Below are 16735 nucleotides of genomic sequence, written 5' to 3'. Positions count from 1 at the left end.
GTGCTGTTTATTATGTTAAAAATGGTTTTATATAGCTGGTGTTTTAGTATAAAATCGAATAATAATTGTTTTGTTATGGTTAAAAACAGTTGTTTTAACTTATATTTATGAATTGTTTTTTATTTTATATTATATTGTTTATTAGTGTTTTAGTGTGATTTTTGTAGATTTTATGTTATCTAATTGTTATTTTATCATTAAAAATTACATCGCTATTGGTGATAGTCGCTACATTTGGATTGTTAATTAAAAATAGCTTAAAAACATGAAAAAACTAGTACTTTCATTAGTTGCAGTTGCAGCTTTCGGGTTCACTGCTAACGCACAAGAAACAGAAAAACCAACTTTCGGATTCCAAGAATCTAATGTATTCGTTGAAGGGGCTTTCCAAATTAATGATGTAACAGTTAAACCTAAGAATGGTGGATCTGATATCAAAACAACAGAATTTAACTTTACTCCAAAAGTAGGATATATGTTATCAGATAAATTCGCTGTTGGTGTTGAATTAGGATTTGGAAAACTTGGTTTAAATAGTTTTGAAGGATTTGATGGAATTGAGGATTTAAAAGGAGACCATGTTAATACAACATATGCAGGAGCATTTGGACGTTACTACTTTTTAGAAGTTGGAAGACGTTTTAAAACTTTTGCTGAAGTAGGTATTGGATATAATGAGGCAAAAATTAGAGGTGGAGTTGCTGATGTAAAAGCAACAGGTATTAAAACTGGAGTTACTGTTGGATTTAATTACTTTGTAACTGAGAAAATTGCTCTTGGATTTAATATGGGAGATATCTTCTTTTACGAGAATTACAATGTTAAGGCAGCTGGAACAAAAGTTGCAACAGTTTCAAATACTAAATCTAACTTAAACATTTTCAATAACTTCTTTGATAATGCTAAGTTTAGTTTAACTTACAAATTCTAATTAGAATAAAAGCTTATTTTGAATATAGAGAGCCTCTTTTTAGAGGCTCTTTTTTTGTTTGTATATTTGGGATATAAAAGAATGTACTATGGCTTCTGGGTATTGGGAAGGATTTATTAAGATGTTTACTACTTATTTAAAGTTAGAGCGGGGACTCTCGCTTAATTCGATAGAAAGTTACGAATTAGATATTCGTAAGTTTATCGGGTATATAGAAGGGTATGATGAGCAAGTCTTATTAGAGGCTATAGATGCAAGTGTGGTACAGGAGTTCTTGTATAGTATTGCTGATATAGTTGCACCTACCACCCAATCGCGTATAATATCAGGATTAAAGAATTTTTTTAATTACTTTATCTTAGAAGGTTATCTAAAGGTTTCCCCAGTAGAGTTGATAGAAACACCTAAGACAGGACGTAAATTACCTGATGTATTAAGTGTAGAAGAAATAGATATACTTATAGAGGCAATTGATCAATCTACTCCAGAAGGCTTTAGAAATAAAGTAATGTTAGAAGTATTGTACAGCTGTGGTTTACGTGTAAGTGAATTAGTAGGACTTAGGTTATCTGATCTCTTTTTTGAAGAAGGTTTTATACGTGTGATAGGTAAGGGGAGTAAGCATCGTTTTGTACCTATTGATCATAATAGTATGGAACTAATCGTATTGTATAATGATTCTATACGTTCTCATCAGGTAGTTAAGAAAGATAGTTCTGATATTTTATTTTTGAATAGAAGAGGAGGGCAATTGACCCGAGCTATGATATTTACTATTATTAAGCGATTAGCTGTAGAAGTAGGTTTAGAGAAGAATATTAGTCCACACACATTTAGACATTCTTTTGCTACGCATTTATTAGAGAATGGAGCTGATATTAGAGCTATTCAATTGATGCTAGGACATGAGTCTATCACTACAACAGAAATATACACACATATTAGTACAGAGCGTTTGAGGTCGGTATTAGAAGAATTTCATCCACGTGCTGGTAAGATATAAAAAAAGAGCTATTCATTTGAATAGCTCTTTTTTGTGACTTGTTGTCTTTATTATTTAGCAATATTTATTGCTCTAGTTTCTCTAATTACAGTAATCTTCACTTGACCTGGATAAGTCATCTCAGTTTGGATTTTTTGAGAGATATCGAAAGAAAGAGTAGCAGCCATTTCATCAGTTACTTTTTCACTTTCTACGATAACACGTAATTCACGTCCTGCTTGAATAGCATAAGCATTTTTAACTCCTCCGAATTCATTAGCTATACTTTCTAGATCTTTAAGACGTTGAATATATGAATCCAATACTTGACGTCTAGCACCAGGTCTAGCACCTGAGATAGCATCACATACTTGGATAATCGGAGCGATTAATGTAGTCATTTCTATCTCATCATGGTGAGCCCCTATTGCATTACATACTTCAGGTTTCTCTCCGTATTTTTCTGCCCACTGCATACCTAGGATAGCGTGTGGTAATTCACTTTCTGTTTCTGGTACTTTACCGATATCGTGAAGTAATCCAGCACGTTTAGCTAACTTAACATTTAAGCCTAACTCTGCAGCCATTAATCCACATAATTTAGCTACTTCACGTGAGTGTTGTAATAAGTTTTGTCCATAAGAAGAACGGTATTTCATTCTACCTACTATTTTGATTAGTTCAGGGTGTAGACCGTGAATACCTAAATCAATAACAGTTCTCTTACCTATTTCGATAATTTCTTCCTCGATTTGTTTAGTCGTCTTAGCTACTACTTCTTCGATACGAGCAGGGTGAATACGACCATCTGTTACTAATCTGTGTAGAGATAGACGAGCAATCTCTCTTCTAACAGGGTCAAAGCAAGATAAGATAATAGCCTCAGGAGTATCATCTACAATAATTTCTACTCCAGTAGCAGCCTCTATAGCTCTAATGTTTCTACCTTCTCTACCGATGATTCTACCTTTTACATCATCAGACTCGATGTTGAATACAGATACACAGTTTTCTACAGCTTCTTCTGTACCGATGCGTTGAATAGTATTGATAATAATCTTTTTAGCCTCTTGTTGAGCTGTAAGTTTCGCTTCTTCGATAGTTTCTTGTATAGAAGCCATAGCATTTGCTTTTGCTTCATTTTTAAGACTCTCTACGATTTGAGCTTTTGCTTCCTCAGCTGTAAGACCAGAGATGATTTCTAATTGTTCTACTTGAGAACGGTGAAGTCTATCTACCTCTTCTTGTTTCTTTTCAATGATTTCAAGTTTATTGTTGTACTCAGCAACTTTTTTCTCACTTTCATCATTTGCTTTCTTTGCTTTAGCTAATTCACTTGAAATTTGAGATTCTTTATCTCTAGTTCTTTTCTCAGCCTCTGCCATCTTCTTATCACGAGCTAAGATTACTTGTTCATGTTCAGATTTTAACTCTATAAACTTTTCTTTAGCTTGTAATATTTTCTCTTTTTTAATTGCCTCTCCATCAGTCTTTGCATCACGCAATATCGTTTTGGCCTCGTTTTGAGCATTAGACAATATTGAGGAAGCATGGTTTTTTTCAAGGTACTTCGCTACCATGAAGCCTACTACAGCGCCTATTATTACTGCTACCCCAATGTACATTAGTATTTCCATAAATGTTTCTATAAATTATATATAAAAAAAGCCCACATTAGTTTGAGTCGCGTAAACTCTCTTATTAACAAGTTTTGAGTTAGCTTGCTTTTCAAGGATCTGCGCAAGGCAGCATGCTTTAGTTGCAAAGATTCACCCATTTTAATTTGTTTGTGTTGAGTTTATCAAACAGTACTAATGTGAGCAGTATTTTTAGTATCTTATGTTAAGAACGAATTGTTATATTTTTTTAGAAAGTACACGATCTAAAGCTTCATCCAGCCTGATTAAACGTTCTACAGCTTTGTTATAACTATCTGTAGTATCAATTGTCTTTTGTTCGTTTTGTGATGCGAACTGTAATGCACACATCGCTAGAACATCTTGCTTATCTCTTACAGCATAGTTTTCCTCAAATTGATGTATCATTAAATCTATCTTCTTCGATGCCGATCGCAGTCCTTCCTCTTGCGAATAAGCTACCGTCAGCGGATATACCCTATCAGCTATAGATAGTTTTATTTTTAACTGTTCATCTTTTTGACTCATATTTCTCCTATTTTGTGAGATGAGCTATACACTGATCTATCTCTTTAATCAATGAATTTATCTTGAGTTTCGTATCTCTTCTATTTTCTTCACTGCCCAATAGTGAATTAGCTAATTGTATTGACTCATATTTTTTATAAATAGAGTCTAATTGCTCCTCATTTTTAAGAATCTCTTTTTGAGCTTGCTCCAAACTAGTTTTTAACTGTTTGTTCTCTGCTTCCAAGACACTTAGCCTTTGCATAAGTTTAGCAAACTTTACCTCTAAAGAATTAATAATATCAGTTAGCTCGCTCATTATACTTGTTATTCACTATCCTTTCAACAAAGTTACAATTAGTATTTAAATTTAAAAAAGTTTTCTGTAAAAAAAAAGGTTATTTATCTTTTTCTTTAAACAGCTTTTAGCTATGTGTTTCATTTTTAGAGATAATACTATTTTTTCTAGGGTTATTATGTATTTTAGCAGAAATGTTTTAAAAATTATGAAAGTAAGAATACTACCTAGTCTTTTTTTAAGTGTATTAGGAACTTTTGCGTATGCACAGAATACCGAAACCTTTGATAGTCCTTTAAATATAAGTATACATGCCTCAGGTAATTTTGGAGAGTTAAGAGGTACTCATTTCCATACAGGTCTTGATATAAAGACACAACAGAGAATTGGTTTACCAGTTTATGCTCCTGCAGACGGATATGTATCTCGTATCAAAGTGTCAACTTGGGGATACGGTAAGGCTCTGTATATTGATCATCCTAATGGACAGACTACTGTTTATGGGCATTTAGACTCTTATGCTGGCGATATTGCTACTCTTGTGTTGAATAGACATTATTCAGAGAAGAACTTTGAGATAGAGATTTTTCCTCGTAAGAATGAAGTATTAGTAAAGAAAGGTCAAATCATTGCATATACCGGGAATACAGGTGGATCTGGTGGACCTCACCTTCACTATGAGATTCGTGACACAAAGACACAGAATATCATTAATCCTTTAAAAGAAGGAATGGATAAATTGTTAACAGATACTCAAGCACCTACCGTTAATGGGCTTTATGTATACCCTGTTGGTGTTGGAGCTATGGCTAATGATAATGAGACTCCGCAGCAGTTATCTTATGTGACACAGTCTGATGGTAGCTTTTTGACCTCTCCTGTCAAGGCAAGAGGAGATATTAGTTTTGGAATAGATATTCATGATACAGCTAATTTTAATGCAAATAAGAATGGGGTGTATATGGTAGAGACTTTTGTGAATGGCAAGGCTTTGTTTTCTTATAAATTTGATACTTTTTCTTTTTCTGAGACAGGTTATGTCAATGCTTTAATTGACTATGAACGCTATGTTTCAACAAAGAAAAAAGTACAAAAACTGTTTTATGAGAAACCTTACAGCTTATCAGTTTTAAAAGTAGATCCTACTAAAGGGATTATCTCTGTAAAGAGTGGACAGAACTATAACTATAGTATTGTGTTGTCAGATTATCATGGAAATAAGAAAACGATTAATATCCCTGTAGAATATACAGATGCTACTGCTAAAGTAAAGAAATCAGAAGCAAAAGGAGAATACAAGATAGTTACGGATAGAGACTATATTTTTGAGAAAAAGAATGTAACAGTGAGTTTTCCTATTAAGACATTCTATAATGACTTCTTGATGGATATGTCTGTAGAAGATGATGTATTAAAGTTGCACAAACCTGTTGTTCCTCTAGCTAAGAATATCCTTGTGTCATTTGATACGTCTTCTATGAATATCTCTAATCGTGATAAAGCATTTATTGCTAGAGTAGATGGAGGTAAAAGAGATTACTTTAAAACGGCTAAGAAAGGTAATCTGTGGTCGATTTATACCAAGAGCTTTGGAGACTATAAAATCTTAGTGGATGAAAAAGAGCCTGTTATAGAGAAACCAAGTTTCACAGAAGGGCAGTGGTTAACTAAAGAATCTCAGATCTCTTTCTTGATTAAAGATGATTTGTCAGGTATTAATACCATTACAGGTTTTATCAATGGCAATTGGATATTATTGGATTATGACTACAAGACACGTAAGATTGTTCACAAGTTTAGTGATGGCAAAGTAGTGACAGGTAGAAATGATGTAGTTATAAAAGTAAAGGACAATGTTGGAAACGAAGGAACCTTTGAATCACACTTCTTTAGAGGATAATGGATTTCGTATTATTGACTATAAAGCTTTGTTGAAAAAATGCCAAAGTAGTGTTGTGTACAGAAACACTAATTATGTATCTTTGAAGTATTAAATTTTCTATTATGAAAGTAAGAATAACCCTGTTTTTAAGCGCATTAGTTTTAGTAACAGCTTGTAAACAAGAAGGCGAAAAACCAAAAGTTATTTATAAAGATGACGGTACCTCTGCTGCTACGACTGAAGTGGTAAAAGAAAGAGACCGTTCAGAAGATATTCGCATTGCTGATCTTCCTATTCTGATGGGCAAATCAGATCACCTGATTCATCCTATAGGAGAGATTAGAGTATATAGCTATTCTTCTAAAAGTGGTATGAGTAAAGTAAACCAAACTTCTTATACCGTATCTAACTATGCGCCTTTTGAACTAACAGGGTATCTAGAGAACCTTATGTTCCAACATAAAGACTCTTTACAGATCAGACCATTAACAGATAAGAAAGTGCAGATACAGAATGTATCTTACCTTAATACAATAGCAGAGAAGACAAAGAAGAATATATTAGTATATAGCTTATTCGATGCAGATACGAATAGAGATGGTAAGGTAGACTCTAATGATATCAAGACCTTGTATATTAGTAGGGGAGATGGTACACACTTTAAAAAGTTAAGTGCTGATCTACATGAACTGTTAGATTGGACAGTTATTGATAGTCAGAATAGATTGTACTTTAGAACAATAGAAGATATCAATAAGAATGGTGCTTTTGACAAAGATGATAATGTAAACTACTACTATATTGACTTGTTGAGTAAAGATTGGGAAGTTATCAGTTATGACCCACTTCATATCAATGCAGAAATAGAAGTAGATAAATAAAAACAAAACTCGTGAATTGCTTCACGAGTTTTTTTATGCCTTCTCAGCTCTGTTCTTTAAAGCGATATTCATAGCTTCAAAGCCTTGTTGAGTTTCAGTTTGTAGTTTCTTTTTGAATAGGGGAACTAATATTCCACTGAAGTCCTCTCTATGTATAAATAAGCAATGTTGCTCATCTAGCTGTTGTATTTCGAATTGATGATATCCATCGAATATCCCTTTTATACCTAATTTTCCCTTCCAACTAAGGAGTTGTTCTTTTTGATTAGTTAGAATTATAGGCTTAAACTTCATCGTAGGCAGGCTAATCTTGATTTGTCTTCCTACTATTGGCTCACCTGTGATGGATAGTATAAAAGGATTCCATTCAGGATATTCAGAGAAGCTCATTAATACTTGCCATATTACTTCCTTCGTAGCTTTAATTGTGATACTCGTTTCTATTGTCATAAGATTGTAAATTAGATAGACAAAGGTTGTATATCTCTATTTATCACCTCTTGACATTTATCAAGAAAAGTAATCAGATAAGGGAGCTAAGCTTTCTGTAGAATAAAGTCATCCTGAGGAGTGGCTCCCAGATTAAAGTGAAAGACTTCATTATAATCTACAGGTACTTTAAAGGTGTTGTTGATTGGAGTTTGTAATAGGTAGTTCCACATACATCTTATCGGTCCTGCATGAGTGACTAGTAATACTTTTTTATACTCTGCTTTGCGCAAATCATCTAAGAAAGAAGCTACTCTATCTTGTACTATAGATAAGCTTTCTCCATAAGGAGGACAAGTTTGTGCGAGGTTGTCCATCCAGTTTTGTAAGTCATCTTTTGGTATTTCGTCCCATTTTTTCATCTCCCATTCTCCGAAGCTCATTTCTAAGAGTCTGTCATCCGTAGAGTACCATTGAGAGAAGTGATCGGCTATAAAAGTACACCTCTTTAGAGGACTAGAGATAACCGTGTCGATGTCATTTGGGATTCTATCTCTGAAGGTAGTTATTTCATCAGGATAGTCATTGAGTAGATTGACATCAGTCTGTCCATAACAGTGGCCAGGGGGAACGTCTACTTTCGTATGACGGATTACAAAAATTTCCATAGTGTTAGTGTTGTTAAGTAAAATAAGACTTCACATACTTGCTGTATCGTGCCAAGACAGTCACCAGTATATCCGCCTATATGTTTTTTAAAGTACATCGTCAGGTACATTTTACCAATGTAGCTAACAAAAAAAGCTATGATAAATAACCAGTTGTCAAATAGGATGTAAGGGATTATCGCTAGAATCAGAGAAAACAGTAAGGATGAATAAGACAGCTTTTGATTAGCCATCGGTTTAGACTTACTGTCATCTGTATCTCTTACATATCGATGAGTATATATAGCTGTAGCAGCGTGAAATCTACTCGTGGTATGCCCATTTAGCATCACTACAAGTAAAAAGGAAGTAGATAACTCGGCAATATTATGCAAGGCAAGAAACTTCAACAGAAGTAATAAAACAATACCGATGACACCATACGCTCCTATACGACTATCTTTCATAATCGTCATAATCTTCTCCTTGCCATATCCACCGCCAAAAGAATCACAGACATCTGTAAATCCATCTTCATGAAATGCCCCAGTCAGTAATACTGTGCTCACCATAGAGAGTACGATAGCTATATCTGCAGAGAATAAATAGGAGGTAGCCCAATAGACGAGTATTGCCATACTACCTACTAGATAACCTATCAGAGGGAAATATTTCTGAGACTTATTCATGATCTCATGGCTATAAGGTACTTTAAAAGGAATAGGTATTCTCGTAAAGAACATGACAGCCGTCAGAAAGTAAGTGAGCTCTTTTCGGATCATTTGTTAGAAACATTTGCAGATTCGAAACTAGCCATTTCGTTTAAGAATGCTACAGCACTCTGTATAAGAGGATATGCTAGAGCACACCCGGTACCTTCTCCTAGGCGTAAGTTCATATCTAGAAGTGCCTGTTCATTAAAAGAGCGAATCAATAGGTAATGACCTATCTCATCAGATTTATGGCAGAAGATTGCATTATCAGTTACCTTTGGCTCTAAGTTAGCCGCACATAAGAATGCACTCGATGCGATAAAGCCATCTACTAATATGATCATATTATGTTTGTAAGCTTCTAGCATAGCAGCACACATCTGAGCGATCTCGTATCCTCCATATTGTTCTAGAGCATCTTTTGCATTCGCAGGTTTGGGATGAGTATTGATAATATTGGTAAGGATATCTTTTTTTCTTTTTAACCCTTCATCATCTAGACCAGTTCCTCTCCCTACACATTTATCTATAGGTAGATCTAATAGAGAACTCATCAGCAGAGAAGCAGAAGAAGTATTCCCTATTCCCATTTCTCCGAATCCTATAATATTAGTTCCTGTAGCAGCGATATCTTTCACTATTTGCTCTCCAGAAGTGAAGCAGAAGGCTAGTTCTTCTTTAGTTATAGCTGGGCCAGAGATCATATTATGTGTACCATGACCTGCTTTAGCTTGGATTAAGTCAGGATGAGTGGCAAAGTCTTTACTCACACCAGCATCTACTACTTTTAGATTGATGTTGTGTTGCTTACAGAATACATTGATTGCAGCACCGTGATTTAGAAAGTTAAGTACCATCTGATAAGTTACTTCAGCAGGATAAGCACTCACACCTTCTTTTGCTAAGCCATGATCAGCTGCGAATACGATGATGGTAGGAGATACTAGACTAGGTGTAAGTGTCTGTTGTACCTTTCCTATTTTATAAGCTATCTTTTCTAATAGTCCTAGTGCTTGTAGAGGTTTTGTCTTTAAGTCTATCTTCGTTTGTAGTTGTTGTTCAAAATTCATTTTTATAGTGTTTTGGTTCACACAAATATAATAGAATTAGTATAGTTCCCACAACGAAGAGAATAGCAAGCTTGACTAACTTGATTATCGAAGTGTTACTGCTTTTTTTCTTATTCTGCTCAGTGTTTCGGGGGTCATATCTAGCATAGATGCGATATATTGATGAGGCACTTCATTAAATAAGAAACCCAGCTGCTCCATGAAGTGAAGGTAGCGCTGCTCTGCTGTTAACGAGATGAATTGAAATATTCTATTTTCCATCTGTATGAAACAATGTCCGATGAAACCTCTCTCTTTTTCTGTCCAATTAGGTATCTGTGTTGCTAATTCTTTATAGTCTGTAGGAGTGATGCATAGCGCTGTGACAGGTGTAAGCGCTTCTATTGTCCACTTAATAGGGGTGTCAAATAACCAATTAGACAGATCAGTCATAAAGTAGCCCGCTCCACTGATCCACTGTGTGACCTCTTTATCATCTACTAGAGCATAGATACGGATATACCCTTCTGTGATATAGTACAGAGGAGCACTCTTCTGAAGAGGAGTAATAATAGTCTCACCTCTATTGAATTGTATAGTATAGAATAGTTCTTCTGCTATAGAAGTTTCTTCTGTAGAGAGCTGTAAGGATTGTTGTAATTGAATAGCTAATGACATGGATAGTAAACATACAAAAAAAACGCCTATAAGGCGTTTTTTGATTATTCTTGAACTTCAGTAGTTGTATTCTGAGTAGTCGTCACTTGTGCTTCTGATTCTTTTCTCTCTTTGATATACTCATTCAGTTGCTTTCCGTATTTACGAGCAGTTACTTCAGGAGATAGAGAGTTATAGATCGTGTCTAATAACTTAGTATGAGCGTTGTACAAATCTGTCAATGCGATATAAGGACTCGCATCAGAGTCTTTATGATTAATAGCAAAGTTTACAGCATTAAGATACTTTCTGATGGTAAGTTTCTTAGATAAGTTATTAAGGCTGTCTTTTTTGGCAGCGTTTTGTTCTTTTTCAGCATTAAAGATGTCTACTAATAGACCATTCTGTTTATCTGTGATTAGCGAACGAGTTTTTAAGTATTCATCATACACCTCTTGAGATTTCGATCCAGTTACCTTAGCATCACTATAGAAATTCTTAAGTGTAGTATTGATTGTCATCTTACCTGGTTCAGCGAAGAACATAATCTGATTATCCTGAGAGTTAGAATGACCGCGGTCTAAGGTTAAATAGAATACTTCAGGAGAGTCAATATTTAAGTCAAACTTAAAGTTAGCATCTCCTTTTACATTTAATGAATCTATTGCTTTAAATATAGTATCTTGAATCTGAAATAGGTATAACTTACCTTGTTTAAATCCATCTACTTTTCCAGTAACAGTAAGGTTCCCCTTAGTTTCTTCTTTATTACAAGACACGAATAACGCTCCAGTAGCAAGTAAAAGAGCACAAACAATTTTTTTCATAATATTATTTAAATAGATCTAGTCCAGGGATATTCGGCATTCCATCTTTAGCTGCCGCAGCTAATTCTGCTTCATTGATAGCAGAAGCTTTTTCGATAGCACGGTTAAGTACCATGACTAAGTAATCTTCTAGTTGTTCTTTGTCCTCCATTAGTTCATCACTGATAGATAAAGAACGAATAGTTCTATTAGCAGTCATCGTCACTTGTAGTAACCCATCATTACTCTGATCATCTACTAATACGGTGTCTAGTCTCTTCTTTGTTTCTTCTATCTTAGCTTGGGTCTCTTGTAGTTTACCCATCATGCCCATTAAGTCTCCAAACATGTTTAATACATTTTAGTTAGTGGCGCAAAAATATTAAAATCTTTTTAAGATAAATGATTTTGTTATAGAATAGTTAATAACAACTGAAGGATATTCTATATTATAACAGTGTATGAGGGAATTTATGGCTATCAAAACGCAGTAGTCAATAGGATATAAAAAAAGTGACCTAGTTATTTGGGGGTAACCAGGTCACTTAAGAAAAAGAAAGTTTTGTTGTTTTTGTTGTGATATGTGTTTTACATATATCGTGCCAAAAAATATAAATACATGAAAATTTATGTTTTTTATTGAGATAAAAAGTTGGTTTTCTTTCTTTGAATAGTTAAAAAGTCTTTTAAACAAAGGGATTTCGACGGTATTAAAATTATATTAGTACGGGATAGATAGGTATGATCTTTGTGTAGAAAAGTACAATAAACTTAATCTAGGTCAAGTCTAGTAGAAGAGAATTAGTTCTAATTTTGTAATAGAGTAGAATTAACCACGTAAACGTATAGGATATGAAAGAAGAATTTGTAAATTTAGAAGTAAATAAAAATGCTGATACTAACCGTTTTGAATTAACAGTAGATGGGCATACTGCATTTATAGATTATGCTGAAGAAGGTAATATTATCAAACTTATTCATACAGAGAGCCCAGAAGAGCTAGCAGGTAGAGGAGTGGCTACTGCTCTGATCGAGAAGAGTCTGATGTATATAGAAGAGCATAATTATGAGTTGTACCCATTATGTCCGTTAGTATATGCTTATATTAAGCGTCATCCAGAATGGAAGAGAATAGTATCTAGAGCGTTTCCTGCATACGATAAACTATAACAATAAATAAGCTATGAGAATATTAGGATTTGCAGCAAGTACATCGAGTACTTCTATTAATAAAAAGTTAGTTGAGTATACCGTGCCTTTGTTCCCAGCAGGAGAAGTGGAAGTGATAGATCTGAATGACTATAAAGTACCTCCATTTTCTGTAGATCAAGAGAAACAAGGTTTTCCAGAAGGAGCGAAGTTATTCTTAGAAAAGATAAAGCAGTCTGATGCTATCATCTGTTCTATGTCAGAACACAATCGCAACTGGACAGCTTGTTTTAAAAACTTGTTTGATTGGTGTTCTAGAATAGAGTTAAAGCTATTCCAAGAGCGACCGATGTTCTTAATGTCTACTTCACCAGGAGGATATGGAGGTCAGAATTCATTAAACCTTGCTAAGACGGTGTTTCCTTCTTTTGGAGGACAAGTAAAGGACAGCTTTGCATTGCCTAAGTATTATGAAAATTTTGATGAGGTGAATGGTATTATAAATGGTGAGCTCGCAGCAGAACTAAAAGAGAAAATCGAAAAGTATAGAAGTGAATTAAATGAAGTAGCTGTATAAAGTAAGGATATATACTTAGTGAATAATATAAAAGGTCAAAGAGATAATCTTTGACCTTTTTTTTGTTTTTTAATTTCTTTTTTGGGCAATTTATATACTTAAAAGTCTTTTTAGAAGATACTTTTTTTTGTTTTTCAGCCTAATTTAATGGGTTTTGAACTATTTAATTGAAAAAAGATATCTGTTTTTTTTAAGCCTATTAACTACTGTTTTTAATTTAACTTATTGATTATTAGTTTGTTGTTTGTTTTGTGTGTGTTGTACCTCATTATGTATTATACCTGCTGACCGTAGTATTTATGGCACTTGGAGCGAATTCCTTCGACAATTCATGGACAATACCTCGAGATTAGTGGAGGGGAGGACTTGTTTGTCGAAGAATGCTTCTTTTGTATATCAACTATTCTCCTAGAATGTGCTGTAAACAAAAGAATAGGATAAGAATAGAATATTAAGTCATATAATAGAGGGCGGTAGAAGAGATAAAGGAGGATTTTAGCAGTGTAAGCATAGTAGTAAAGTTGCTTAAAAATCCTTTGTTAATCTAGGTTAAGTGGTTTTGGGAGAGGATGTGATAATTTTATACTTGTAATCAGAAAGGGAGTTAGACTATCATTTATTGAATTTATAAAAGGCCTTATAAATACAGTCTGTATTCTTTTTTTGTTACAGTGTATAACATTTCATTTTCTTCTAGCGAACACTGTTTTATCTCCAATAAAAGAGAGACTATAAGACAGAGAGACTAGAAGTGAATGCATCATGATTAAATAGTAAAAAAATAAAGTTATGGCAAGTTTACCAATTAGAGACAAAAAACAAGATCACTTATTAACAGGTGAGAACGCAGCATTAATCGTTATTGATTATCAACCAGTACAAGTAAATTCTATCGCTTCTATGGATAGACAGTTACTACTAAACAATATTAGAGGAACTGTAAATGCAGCTAAACTGTATGATATGCCTATTATTCTATCTACAGTGAATGTAAAAACAGGATTAAATAAAGAGACTGTTCCTCAACTAAGAAAACACTTAGAAGGCGTGCCTTCTTATGATAGAACGACGATTAACTCATGGGAAGATAAGGAGTTCGTAGAGGCTGTAAAAGCTACAGGTAGAAAAAAATTAATCATGACAGCACTGTGGACAGAAGCATGTCTTACATTCCCAGTGATGGATGCGTTACAAGAAGGATATGAGGTATATATCGTGGTAGATGCTGTAGGAGGTACATCTAAAGAGGCACATGATGCTGCGATTATGAGAATGGTACAGGCAGGTGCTAAACCAATTAGCGTAGTACAGTTATTCTGTGAATTACAACGTGACTGGAATCGTACAGAAACTGCAGAAGGATTCATGAAGTTATTTACAGAACTAGGAGGTACAGCAGGTATTCAGTTTGGATATGATCTAGCGGAGTAATCATTAGCTGTATATAGAGGTTAGAATACGCGTATTTATTTACTTTTTTATTAGCGTTATAAGTCAATAAAGCACGAGTTCTAATCGCTTTTAAAAAACGAGGTTTATACACACTGTAAGGTGTGAAGTTATTTAGTTATTCAGTTATTTTCGAAAAGGTCAGAGACGTATGTTTCTGACCTTTTCTATTTTATAGGTGGTTGATTGACAGTAAATAGCAAAGTTATTTTAGTGTTAATAGCTTAAAAGCTCTGTGGTGTTATCAATATATTTAGAACATAAAACATCTAATTAACGATATAATGAAGAAAATTTTTGCACTGTTTACACTATTGATTTGTACTGTTTCTTTTGCTCAGCAAAGAGAGTTGAAAGAGGTAAGTTCTGAAAGTCTAATACATGTATGGGGACTAGTCAAGTATAAACACCCTAATGTAAGTAGAGGTGGTTATGATATGGATCAAGAATTCTTAAAGGCATATACTACTCTAGAAACGATAAAGAGCGAAGAGGCTTTAAATACCTTCTTAAAGCAATGGATAAAACAGTTTGACTCTTCTAAACATCCTCTAAAAAAGGATGGTATAAAAGTAGTTGAAGATAAATTATTTACAGTTAATGCTAGATTTGAATGGATAGACAGTGACCTCTATGATAAGGAATTAAAGTCTATTTTGATAGACTTAAAAGACAATACTAATTATGGTAAGTATTATCTAACTAATCGTAAAATATCTTCTATCGTAAAATTTGATCACGAAAAGCCGTTGCCTAATTTTAGCAATGGGAATGAAAGCCACCGTATGTTGTTTTTATCTTCTTTTTGGAATAGTATCCGTTATGGCAACGTGAATATATATCTAGCTGATACGCCATGGGATGAGGTATTGACTGATTTCGTTCCGAGGTTTAAGACGAAAGAAGGAGTAGAATTTGAGTATCTAAAAGATGAGCTTTTCGTAAAGTTGAATGATTCACATAGTGACTATCAAGCAAGTTATTATCTCAATACTAAAGTTAAACGTTTTAGTACCTATGGGACCAAAAATATAAATGACTCCTTAGTGATAACGACTATTTATGACCCTATCGAGGCTAAAGAGAGTAATATAGAGCTAGGAGATGTGATTTTTAGAGTCGAAGGAAAGTCTGTAAAGGACTATAGAGAAAGTACAATAGGAAAATATGTAAGTGTATCTAATCCCAATTATTTAAAAAGATTTGAGAGTTTTTATTTTCCTGCTTTAGGAGATCAAGAATCAATGACAGTAAGTATAAAAAAGAAAAGTGGAGAGATTATAGAAAGAACGGTTCCTCTATTAAAGGGAGAAGAGTTTAAGAATTTTAAAACAATAAAGTCACTTTTTAAAGAACAGAAAGCTCCTGAGTTAGGTGATGATATAGGATATCTTCATCTAGGTAGAGCGACAAAGAAGAGACTGAAGAGTTTCTTTAAGGCTAATAGTAGTAAGCAGAGCATTATCTTAGATCTACGTAATTATCCTGAGAATATAAGCCCAGAGCTTATTACATCTTACCTATTACCTCATAGAACTACTTTTTTTAAAGCATTAGGTTGGTATGGGCCAGCGTTAGGAGAATGGGATAGTAAGGTGGGCATTGCTAAGATTATAGATCCTTTCAAGGTGGGCAATGAGAATAAAGATTATTATAAAGGAACTGTAGTCCTACTTGTGGATCATACTACGCTGAGTGCTGCTGAATATATGGGAATGGGGATTCAGCAGGCACCAAGATGTATTACTATAGGTAAGCAGACAGGAGGAGCTGTGACTAATCGTGTACGGGTACTTTTAAAAGATGATACTACAATAGACTTCTCAGGTTATGGAGCTTTCTACCCAAATGATAAAGAGTATAATGTGCACCGAAATGGTTTAAAGATAGATCATATAGTATCTGAATCAGCAAATGATTATAATGCGTATGGGATGATACAGTACGCAGTGGACTTAATTAATAAAAAGAGTTTAGGTAAGTAAGACAAACTGCTAAAGAGTGTTTTTTTAGATTAATTAAAAATATTCTTTAGATGAGGTTAGTTAAGTTATTATATTTGCTTTTTGATATTTAAATAAATAAAAACATGATAAAACTTCGAGGTATTATAGTAATAATGGTTTTATTTTTACAGGTTT

The 16735-nt window shown here is 33.9% G+C and carries 18 protein-coding genes and 1 other RNA gene; 8 read left to right on the top strand and 11 right to left on the bottom strand.

The genetic code is table 11. From position 1 onward, the window contains the following. The first annotated feature begins 265 nt into the window (after positions 1-265). Both MODO_RS07845 and xerD read left to right on the top strand, forming a co-directional pair. Positions 266-931, top strand: a complete 666-nt coding sequence (locus MODO_RS07845) for an outer membrane beta-barrel protein (RefSeq protein WP_006257036.1) — start codon at positions 266-268, stop codon at positions 929-931. An 88-nt stretch (positions 932-1019) separates the two neighbouring features. Beyond that, positions 1020-1934 (top strand): site-specific tyrosine recombinase XerD, encoded by a 915-nt coding sequence (gene xerD / locus MODO_RS07840; protein ID WP_006260706.1) that lies wholly within the window; start codon positions 1020-1022, stop codon positions 1932-1934. Between the two features lie 50 nt (positions 1935-1984). Here the strand turns inward: xerD and rny are convergent, their stop codons facing one another. The 4 genes from rny to MODO_RS07825 form a co-directional block, all read right to left on the bottom strand. Then, the gene (gene rny, locus MODO_RS07835; protein WP_006263016.1) at positions 1985-3550 is read right to left on the bottom strand and encodes a ribonuclease Y; all 1566 of its coding nucleotides are present in this window, start codon (positions 3548-3550) and stop codon (positions 1985-1987) included. Positions 3551-3603: 53 nt separating this feature from the next. Continuing rightward, a non-coding RNA gene (gene ssrS / locus MODO_RS18900) (6S RNA) lies at positions 3604-3711 on the bottom strand. Positions 3712-3769: 58 nt separating this feature from the next. Next, on the bottom strand, positions 3770-4078 hold the full coding sequence (locus MODO_RS07830; protein WP_006257033.1) for a cell division protein ZapA: 309 nt from the start codon (positions 4076-4078) through the stop codon (positions 3770-3772). Positions 4079-4085: 7 nt separating this feature from the next. Then, a complete protein-coding gene (locus tag MODO_RS07825) occupies positions 4086-4376 on the bottom strand; it encodes a coiled-coil domain-containing protein (protein ID WP_006257032.1) in 291 nt (96 codons plus the stop codon). Positions 4377-4488: 112 nt separating this feature from the next. On the opposite strand from MODO_RS07825, the gene MODO_RS07820 reads away from it, so the two are divergent. Together MODO_RS07820 and MODO_RS07815 are read left to right on the top strand one after the other, a co-directional pair. Next, positions 4489-6255 (top strand): M23 family metallopeptidase, encoded by a 1767-nt coding sequence (locus tag MODO_RS07820; protein WP_006263017.1) that lies wholly within the window; start codon positions 4489-4491, stop codon positions 6253-6255. 104 nt (positions 6256-6359) lie between these two features. Then, entirely contained in the window at positions 6360-7118 is a 759-nt protein-coding gene (locus tag MODO_RS07815) for a hypothetical protein (protein ID WP_006260710.1), read from the top strand. A gap of 33 nt (positions 7119-7151) precedes the next feature. Here the strand turns inward: MODO_RS07815 and MODO_RS07810 are convergent, their stop codons facing one another. The 7 genes from MODO_RS07810 to MODO_RS07780 form a co-directional block, all read right to left on the bottom strand. Continuing rightward, positions 7152-7568 (bottom strand): SRPBCC domain-containing protein, encoded by a 417-nt coding sequence (locus tag MODO_RS07810; RefSeq protein ID WP_006260711.1) that lies wholly within the window; start codon positions 7566-7568, stop codon positions 7152-7154. An 86-nt stretch (positions 7569-7654) separates the two neighbouring features. Further along, the gene (locus MODO_RS07805) at positions 7655-8215 is read right to left on the bottom strand and encodes a histidine phosphatase family protein (RefSeq protein ID WP_006260712.1); all 561 of its coding nucleotides are present in this window, start codon (positions 8213-8215) and stop codon (positions 7655-7657) included. Continuing rightward, positions 8200-8976: an adenosylcobinamide-GDP ribazoletransferase gene (locus tag MODO_RS07800; protein WP_006260713.1), complete on the bottom strand. Its 777-nt coding sequence runs from the start codon at positions 8974-8976 to the stop codon at positions 8200-8202. Before MODO_RS07800 ends, MODO_RS07805 begins: the two co-directional genes overlap by 16 nt. Continuing rightward, on the bottom strand, positions 8973-9977 hold the full coding sequence (gene cobT / locus MODO_RS07795) for a nicotinate-nucleotide--dimethylbenzimidazole phosphoribosyltransferase (RefSeq protein ID WP_006260714.1): 1005 nt from the start codon (positions 9975-9977) through the stop codon (positions 8973-8975). The genes MODO_RS07800 and cobT overlap by 4 nt, the downstream gene beginning before the upstream one ends. 84 nt (positions 9978-10061) lie before the next feature. Continuing rightward, the gene (locus MODO_RS07790) at positions 10062-10634 is read right to left on the bottom strand and encodes a Crp/Fnr family transcriptional regulator (RefSeq protein WP_006260715.1); all 573 of its coding nucleotides are present in this window, start codon (positions 10632-10634) and stop codon (positions 10062-10064) included. Positions 10635-10678: 44 nt separating this feature from the next. After that, positions 10679-11440 (bottom strand): DUF4369 domain-containing protein, encoded by a 762-nt coding sequence (locus MODO_RS07785; RefSeq protein WP_006260716.1) that lies wholly within the window; start codon positions 11438-11440, stop codon positions 10679-10681. 4 nt (positions 11441-11444) lie between these two features. Then, positions 11445-11768 carry a YbaB/EbfC family nucleoid-associated protein gene (locus tag MODO_RS07780; protein ID WP_006257023.1) on the bottom strand — a complete coding sequence of 108 codons (324 nt, stop codon included), beginning with the start codon at positions 11766-11768 and terminating at the stop codon, positions 11445-11447. A gap of 503 nt (positions 11769-12271) precedes the next feature. On the opposite strand from MODO_RS07780, the gene MODO_RS07775 reads away from it, so the two are divergent. The 4 genes from MODO_RS07775 to MODO_RS07760 all read left to right on the top strand — a co-directional run bounded on the left by MODO_RS07775 (position 12272) and on the right by MODO_RS07760 (position 16579). Beyond that, complete coding sequence (locus MODO_RS07775; protein WP_006260717.1) at positions 12272-12589, top strand: GNAT family N-acetyltransferase; 318 nt, start codon at positions 12272-12274, stop codon at positions 12587-12589. Between the two features lie 13 nt (positions 12590-12602). Next, on the top strand, positions 12603-13145 hold the full coding sequence (locus MODO_RS07770) for an NADPH-dependent FMN reductase (protein WP_006260718.1): 543 nt from the start codon (positions 12603-12605) through the stop codon (positions 13143-13145). 789 nt (positions 13146-13934) lie between these two features. After that, complete coding sequence (locus MODO_RS07765) at positions 13935-14576, top strand: hydrolase (RefSeq protein WP_006260719.1); 642 nt, start codon at positions 13935-13937, stop codon at positions 14574-14576. 302 nt (positions 14577-14878) lie between these two features. Then, positions 14879-16579: a S41 family peptidase gene (locus MODO_RS07760; protein ID WP_006257019.1), complete on the top strand. Its 1701-nt coding sequence runs from the start codon at positions 14879-14881 to the stop codon at positions 16577-16579. Positions 16580-16735: the final 156 nt, after the last annotated feature.

Origin of the sequence: Myroides odoratimimus, from assembly GCF_001485415.1 — a bacterium.
Lineage (GTDB): Bacteria > Bacteroidota > Bacteroidia > Flavobacteriales > Flavobacteriaceae > Flavobacterium > Flavobacterium odoratimimum.
This window is presented reverse-complemented; position numbering and strand designations above follow the sequence as displayed.

Coding starts and splice junctions, on each gene's coding strand:
- MODO_RS07790 (WP_006260715.1), bottom strand. CDS start 10,634: ATGTCATTAGCTATTCAATTACAACAATCCTTACAGCTCTCTACAGAA.
- MODO_RS07765 (WP_006260719.1), top strand. CDS start 13,935: ATGGCAAGTTTACCAATTAGAGACAAAAAACAAGATCACTTATTAACA.
- MODO_RS07805 (WP_006260712.1), bottom strand. CDS start 8,215: ATGGAAATTTTTGTAATCCGTCATACGAAAGTAGACGTTCCCCCTGGC.
- MODO_RS07820 (WP_006263017.1), top strand. CDS start 4,489: ATGTGTTTCATTTTTAGAGATAATACTATTTTTTCTAGGGTTATTATG.
- MODO_RS07815 (WP_006260710.1), top strand. CDS start 6,360: ATGAAAGTAAGAATAACCCTGTTTTTAAGCGCATTAGTTTTAGTAACA.
- cobT (WP_006260714.1), bottom strand. CDS start 9,977: ATGAATTTTGAACAACAACTACAAACGAAGATAGACTTAAAGACAAAA.
- MODO_RS07825 (WP_006257032.1), bottom strand. CDS start 4,376: ATGAGCGAGCTAACTGATATTATTAATTCTTTAGAGGTAAAGTTTGCT.
- MODO_RS07800 (WP_006260713.1), bottom strand. CDS start 8,976: ATGATCCGAAAAGAGCTCACTTACTTTCTGACGGCTGTCATGTTCTTT.
- MODO_RS07775 (WP_006260717.1), top strand. CDS start 12,272: ATGAAAGAAGAATTTGTAAATTTAGAAGTAAATAAAAATGCTGATACT.
- MODO_RS07780 (WP_006257023.1), bottom strand. CDS start 11,768: ATGTTTGGAGACTTAATGGGCATGATGGGTAAACTACAAGAGACCCAA.
- rny (WP_006263016.1), bottom strand. CDS start 3,550: ATGGAAATACTAATGTACATTGGGGTAGCAGTAATAATAGGCGCTGTA.
- xerD (WP_006260706.1), top strand. CDS start 1,020: ATGGCTTCTGGGTATTGGGAAGGATTTATTAAGATGTTTACTACTTAT.
- MODO_RS07830 (WP_006257033.1), bottom strand. CDS start 4,078: ATGAGTCAAAAAGATGAACAGTTAAAAATAAAACTATCTATAGCTGAT.
- MODO_RS07810 (WP_006260711.1), bottom strand. CDS start 7,568: ATGACAATAGAAACGAGTATCACAATTAAAGCTACGAAGGAAGTAATA.
- MODO_RS07770 (WP_006260718.1), top strand. CDS start 12,603: ATGAGAATATTAGGATTTGCAGCAAGTACATCGAGTACTTCTATTAAT.
- MODO_RS07760 (WP_006257019.1), top strand. CDS start 14,879: ATGAAGAAAATTTTTGCACTGTTTACACTATTGATTTGTACTGTTTCT.
- MODO_RS07785 (WP_006260716.1), bottom strand. CDS start 11,440: ATGAAAAAAATTGTTTGTGCTCTTTTACTTGCTACTGGAGCGTTATTC.
- MODO_RS07845 (WP_006257036.1), top strand. CDS start 266: ATGAAAAAACTAGTACTTTCATTAGTTGCAGTTGCAGCTTTCGGGTTC.